4 protein-coding genes are annotated in these 6,493 nt (G+C 51.9%); 3 read left to right on the forward strand and 1 reads right to left on the reverse strand.

All coding sequences use genetic code 11. From position 1 onward, the window contains the following. The 3 genes from WBM93_RS14410 to WBM93_RS14420 form a co-directional block, all read left to right on the forward strand. The coding region (locus WBM93_RS14410) for a cytochrome b/b6 domain-containing protein (protein ID WP_424432559.1) at nucleotides 1-720 on the forward strand (720 nt) is incomplete at its 5' end. After that, entirely contained in the window at nucleotides 710-1,474 is a 765-nt protein-coding gene (locus tag WBM93_RS14415; protein WP_424432562.1) for a TIGR00730 family Rossman fold protein, read from the forward strand. The genes WBM93_RS14410 and WBM93_RS14415, both read left to right, overlap by 11 nt. Nucleotides 1,475-1,507: 33 nt before the next feature. Continuing rightward, the gene (locus tag WBM93_RS14420; protein ID WP_424432560.1) at nucleotides 1,508-2,908 is read left to right on the forward strand and encodes an MBL fold metallo-hydrolase RNA specificity domain-containing protein; all 1,401 of its coding nucleotides are present in this window, start codon (nucleotides 1,508-1,510) and stop codon (nucleotides 2,906-2,908) included. A gap of 409 nt (nucleotides 2,909-3,317) precedes the next feature. Here the strand turns inward: WBM93_RS14420 and WBM93_RS14425 are convergent. After that, nucleotides 3,318-6,493 (reverse strand): beta strand repeat-containing protein (locus WBM93_RS14425; protein WP_424432561.1); only part of this gene is annotated, 3,176 nt, incomplete at its 5' end.

The following is a 6,493-nucleotide window of genomic DNA, read 5'->3' on the forward strand; positions in this document are numbered from 1 at the left end:
GTCTTCGTTTGGGATTTGCCCACACGCATTTTCCACTGGGGTCTGCTTGTGCTCATCGTAGTTGCCTGGATAACGGGTGAGGAAGAGGGCCAGGCAGCGGCGATCCACCGCTATGCCGGAGAAGCCATCGCCGGGCTCATTGTTTTTCGTGTGATCTGGGGTTTTCTCGGCGGTGAACGCGCCCGGTTTTCCGACTTTATTGCGGGGCCAACCAAAGTCATCGCACAAATCAGCGATCTATTCTCTTCAAAACCCGAAAAGCATCTTGGTCATAACCCACTTGGCAGTTTCTCGGTGTTTCTGTTGCTTTTGACTGTTTCCGGCATCGTCGTCACCGGCCTGTTCAGTTCCAGCGACGGAATCACTGGTCCGTTTGCAGGCATATGGGGGCAAAACCTTTCCGAAATCCACGAGCTGCTTTTCACGGTTCTTCAGGCTTTGGTCGTCATTCACATATTGGGCGTTTTAGTCGAAAGTTTCAAAACGAAGGACCGGCTTGTGCCTGCAATGATCACAGGTTGGAAAAAGCGACGAGCAAACGAACGGGGCGAAGACGCAAAAAGGGCAAAACTACTTGCCTTTCTATTCGCAGCGTTGGTTAGCATCGGTGTGTCATTCTGGCTGATGAGCCAGCCTATGCCATCAACTCTAGCGACAGACCATGATCGTTCAGACGAACACCGGGAATATGAAGCGCAAGAGCATGACGATGAGACCTGAAGCAAAATCAAGAAGCGCGATGGTTCAAACTCTGCTCGAAAGCGAGGCCTATAGACCAGCAACCGATGATCCAGCATTTCTGAATCTTGATGATTTGCGCTCGGCACGGCTGGAACTGGAATTTCTGAAGCCGGATATCGTCATGAAGAAAGAGGGGGTCGATTCAACCGTTGTCGTCTTTGGCAGCGCGCGAGTAAAACCAGAACAAGATGACGAAAAATCTCGACTATACGAAGAAGCGCGCAAGTTTGCCGCGATGGTATCAAAAAGATTCCAGCAGGAAGGCCGGGCAGATTTCCTCGTCGTAACCGGCGGCGGGCCCGGCATCATGGAAGCTGCAAACAGAGGTGCGTATGATGTCGGCGCTCGCTCTATCGGCCTCAATATTCATCTGCCGAAGGAACAATCACCAAACCCGTATATCACTCCGGAATTATGTTTCCAGTTCCGCTATTTTGGTTTGCGTAAGATGCACTTTCTGATGCGGGCAAAAGCTCTTGTAGCCTTTCCCGGAGGTTTCGGCACTCTAGATGAGGTTCTCGAAGTATTGACGCTCGTTCAAACCCGCAAGATCAAAGCCATACCGATTATTCTCCTGGGCAAGGAATATTGGAACAGAGCCATCAACTTCAATTTTCTAATCGATGAAGGCTATGTCGACAAAGACGATCTCAACCTTTTCCAAATCGTCGACACGGCCCGTGAAGCCATCCATTTGATCTGTGAATTTTATGACGAAATTCCGCCTAAATAGGAACTCAGGTAACCCCGGAACAGGAACCACATAATGAAAATCACATTTTTAGGCGCAAGCGAAGAAGTAACTGGTTCGTGCTATCTGGTAGAGGGCAAGGGATTTCGGTTTCTAGTCGATTGCGGAATGTTTCAGGGCGGCCACGATGCCGGGGCCAAGAATCGCAGAGCTTTTGCGTTTGATCCGTCCTCTCTCGATTTTGTTGTCTTGTCACACGCGCATATCGATCACAGCGGACTGCTCCCCAAGCTATGCCGCGATGGATTTGAAGGCAGCATATACACAAGCAATGCGACTGCGGAGTTGCTGGAAATCATGCTTCGCGACAGCGCCTACATCCATGAGAGTGCCGCGAAACGCGCAGCGAGAAAACGCAATCAATCCAAAGAGGATTTGGAGCCGCTTTACCGGATAGTCGATGCCGAGAAGGCGCTTTCTCAGGTTGTGGGGCATGGTTACGATGAGATCATACCCCTCCATCCCGAAATAGAACTGCGTATGCGGGATGCTGGGCATATCTTGGGTTCGGCCATTCTCGAAATTTGGATTGGCATCGGCAGCGACAAAAGAAAGCTGGTATTTTCAGGAGACCTTGGCCAGCCAGGCCGCCCGATACTCCGTGATCCCGCTATCATCGATGAAGCAGATTATCTCATCGTTGAATCCACATACGGAAACCGCGACCATAAGGCACTTGGTCCATCACTGGATGAATTGGTAGATGTCACAAATCACACATTGCACCAGAAAAAAGGCAACCTCATTATCCCGGCGTTCGCAGTTGGGCGGACACAGGAGTTGATCTATTATTTTCATCAACTGACCTGTGAGGGTCGCCTCAGCAACCTTGATATTTTTCTAGATTCCCCAATGGCGCAACGCGCAACAGAACTGACCAAACGGCATATATTGTTGTTTGATGAGGAAGCAAAAAAACTCGCAAGCTGGAAAAACAGGACAGACCCTTCAATTCTGCTCAAATACACTGAAAGCGTCCAAGAATCGATCGCCCTGAATAGGCTAAAATCAGGCGCTATCATTATTTCCGCGAGCGGGATGTGCACAGCCGGGCGGATTCTGCATCATCTGCGTCACGGATTACCGAACAGGAATAATACGGTTCTGATAGCAGGCTATCAGGCGCAGGGGACTCTCGGCAGGCAATTGGTGGAGGGCGCAACCAGCGTTAGAATATTCGGGGGGAATATTCCGGTGCGAGCCGAGGTGCGATCAATCGGCGGGTTTTCAGCCCACGCAGATCGAACCGCACTGCTCGCCTGGATCTCGGCGTTCAAGAAGACACCAAAACAGATATTTGTTACCCACGGAGAAGTTGAAGCGTCGTCGGCGTTGCAGGACGAAATTAATCGGCGGTTACCTGGAAAGGCTTCTCGGCCAAAGCCGGGTGAAGTGATTCGTTTAACGACAATATGAGCAGCAGTGGAGCGTTGCTGGAACAATTTACACTAAGCCAATCGTGATCATTCAGGGGAGATACCAATGTCCGCTTTTGGACAATGCGTGAGCTAGACTGAGCAACCGCTTTGAGGGCGCGAAGCGGACATAAGGTTTGCCCCGTCAGAATGTCCGCTATTGGGGCGTTAGCTGACCAGCCGCTTTCAATTTTGGTCTAGTCAGTTCGAATGACCGAAACTGGGTGGTTTGCTGAATGGCAGCTTTTGGGATGCTAATTGTTGTAAGCTGACATTCAATCGCGTTGCTGGGCATGACAGCAATGCGCCCCAATATCGGACCTTCCGATGGTTTCTGCTTTGTCCCGATAGCGGACGCTATCAAGATATCGTCAAAGGGATATCATCCTATGTTTGATTTTGTGCTGCTTCTATTCGGCAGGAGTGAGCTCATTGGCATCTTTGCTGTCAGAATCTGCTCCACAACCGTCGTTGGCGTCGCTCTGGCATTCATCGGTAGTTTGCCATAGGTCATCATTTCCCGCCCCGGTGACCGGCTCATCGAGTAGACCGGATTCTGACAGGTTTTCATATTCCTTGATCTGAATAAGTGAATTTCCAGCCGGATCCATTGTGAGAACCATCTCTGTATTGGAGTTTGTGGCCTCTTCCTCGCTTATGTCGTGCACGAGGTTCTCGACGGCGGATCTACCGGCTGCGATGACGGGCGGTGAAGAATCAATCGGAGCTGGTGTGGGCGCCGGGGTAGGCGTTGGGATTGGTGTTGGAGTTGGAGTTGGAGCCGGAGTAGGCGTAGGAGTAGGAGTTGGTGTCGTCGAAGAACAACTGGCTGCATTGGCAATGACACAGCCATTGATCGTGGATGCCGGATCAAAACCTGCTGTAATATCGGTTGCTGCAACCGCATCAACGCCTGTATTGCCTCCAATGATTCCATTGATGGCAATATTGAGCGGGGTTGCCGTGACCGTATCGAACAGCGTTAGGCTGCCAGCCGTAATACCTCGGCGATCATCGAAATCGGCGCCCGCGGCTGTATTCTGGATGTAGATACTGCTGTTTGTGGTGGTCAGAGCAATACTGCCGCCGCGGATTACGCCGTCAGCATTGACGATACCATCATTTTGCGCGAGACGTAGGTCTACATCAGCGACCGACATACCGACAATATCGGCAAAAGCCTGATCGGTCATGGCGAAGATGCTGTTGGCGATGAAACTGAGATTGCCGACGCTGCCAAAAGCACCGCCATTGTCGGTAACCTGAACCAGCCCGCCGACATCGGTGGCGATTAAGATGTCACCTGCAGCGGCAGTGATTGTCAGACCGGTATTGAGGTCGGCGCCGGTCAGGTTGAGATTGCCTCCGACCCGAATGCTATCGGCGCTGGTCAGCATGACCATATTGGCCTGACCCACAATCTGACCCGTGTTCAAAGTCAAATTATCGATAACAAGTGATGGATCAGTTGAACTGGCGCTCGCAGCAAAAAAACTGAAATCGCCGCCGGATTGGATCCGGTCAAACTCGTCCTGACTGAGGTTGTAATCGCCAGTACTGCCCGTGCCGCCCAGAACGGCTGCGCTGTTACCATTGCTCTGGAGGGTTATCACGTCCGTATTCTGGAACTCGCCTAATTGACCGGTGCTAGCGATATTCATGTCGGCGGAGGTGGTGGTAATTGACGTACCGCTCGCGAGCGCCTGAATGTCAATTAGGCTGCCTGCGACGATGGTTAGCTCATCAGCAGCCCGTGTAAGGTTGTTGATAATCGCATCTGTTTCTGCGCTGATAGCGATGCTGCCATTGCTGGATGTGATTTGCTCCGATGTGCCAGCGCCACCTGCTGTAACTGAACTGCCGAGACTGGATAGAACGATATTGCCGGGTGCGGTTATCTGGTTGGCAACCAGATCGCCCTGGACCACGATATCGATATCGCCGGTATTTGCTACGGCGCTTACTTCAAGGTTTCCGGTCGCACGCAGCCGAACATTATTGCCATTGGCGGTCGCACCGTTCGCAACGGCGAGGTCAGTATCGACAAATATATCGCCTGTATTGGCAACGAGGTCAGCCGTTGACGCGGAAACAGTTGCAATACGGATGCCCTGATTGCCGGTCAGATCGACCCTTCCGGTGGCGGCGTCCAGAGTGACGGAGTTTCCGGTAATCTGCCCGCCAGCATTGAAGTTCAGATCACCACTCGCCATGGCTGTATTAAATACAATGTCACCCCCGGCATTTGCTGTAAAATTGCCGCCTTGCGCATCAAGGTCGCCAAAGCCGATATTGCCAGTGGCATCCAGATCAATAAACCCGGCAACGATCACCGTGCCATTGCCATCAATGTCGCCATCGGTTGCGTTCAGCGTCAAGTCCGTGCCGATCGTCCCGCTGTTGAGTGTTACCGAGCCGCCAGTGATACTGGTGGTTGTCGCGCTGATCGCATTGTCGACCATAGCAGCACCCGTGGCCGTTACGGTGATTGTTGTTGCTGCATCCAGAGTTCCAACATCGGTGGCCGTGCCATTCAGGTCAATTGCGCCGCCGCTGGTTAAGTCTCCGGCCCCTGCACTTCTGCCAATTGTGCCATTTGTTGTGGTCAGTGAAACTGCGTTGGGAGACGTGAGTGAGTCAAAGAATATATTCTGACCGGCATCGAAATCGATTGTATTGGCGGTGATGTTACCGATATCTATACTGTCGGTGGCATCGAAGTTTGCGAAGCCGCCCAATGTGATAATGCCATTACCAGCAACATCACCTGCTGTGGCATTGAGGGTCAGGTTGGCGTTGATATCACCATTGTTCAACGTGACAGAAGTGCCGGTAACGGTTGCCGATCCTACGGTGGTGTTGAGTGTATCAACAGCAGCAGCGCCGGTTGCCGTTAGAAGGACAGCATCGGTGTTTTGAACGGTGCCGATATTCAAATCACCACCGGCGTTAATTGTTGTTCCGTCGAGCGAGCCGACCGTGCCAGTAAGCGCAATATTACCTGCAGCATTTAGGACGATGAAGTCATTGCCGGCATCACTACCATCCAAACCGCCACGAACCGATCCGCCAGTGATATTGTTCGCATCTATGGTGATATTACCAGATCGTGTGTTGGCTTCCGCAAAGGTCACATCACCAGCGATATCAATGTCGAAGCCAGTGCCAGTTGTGATCGACCCAAAGCCGATATCGCCCGTGGCATCAAAATTAATAAAGCCGTCCAGTGTAATGGTGCCATTGCCGGCAATGTCGCCTGCCGTCGCATTGAGGGTGAGGTTGGCGTTGATATCACCATTGTTCAATGTAACAGATGTGCCGGTGACGGTTGCCGATCCGACCGTGGTGTCTATTGTGTCAACAACGGCAGTGCCGGCGGCAGTTAGTAAAACATTGTCAGTGTTTTGAATGGTTCCGATATCCAGATCACCACCAGCGGTGATTGTAGTGCCATCGAGTGATCCAACCGTGCCGGTGAGCGAAACGTTGCCAGCAGCATTAACGACAACAAAGTCATTGCCAGCGTCGCTGCTATCCAAACCGCCTTGGACCGATCCGCCGGTGATGTTGTTTGCATCAATGGTGA

The organism is Parasphingorhabdus sp. (genome assembly GCF_049667325.1).
Classification (GTDB): domain Bacteria; phylum Pseudomonadota; class Alphaproteobacteria; order Sphingomonadales; family Sphingomonadaceae; genus Parasphingorhabdus.

Excerpts from the sequence above, each read along its gene's own strand:
- WBM93_RS14420 (WP_424432560.1), top strand. The coding sequence starts at position 1,508 with ATGAAAATCACATTTTTAGGCGCAAGCGAAGAAGTAACTGGTTCGTGC.
- WBM93_RS14415 (WP_424432562.1), top strand. The coding sequence starts at position 710 with ATGAGACCTGAAGCAAAATCAAGAAGCGCGATGGTTCAAACTCTGCTC.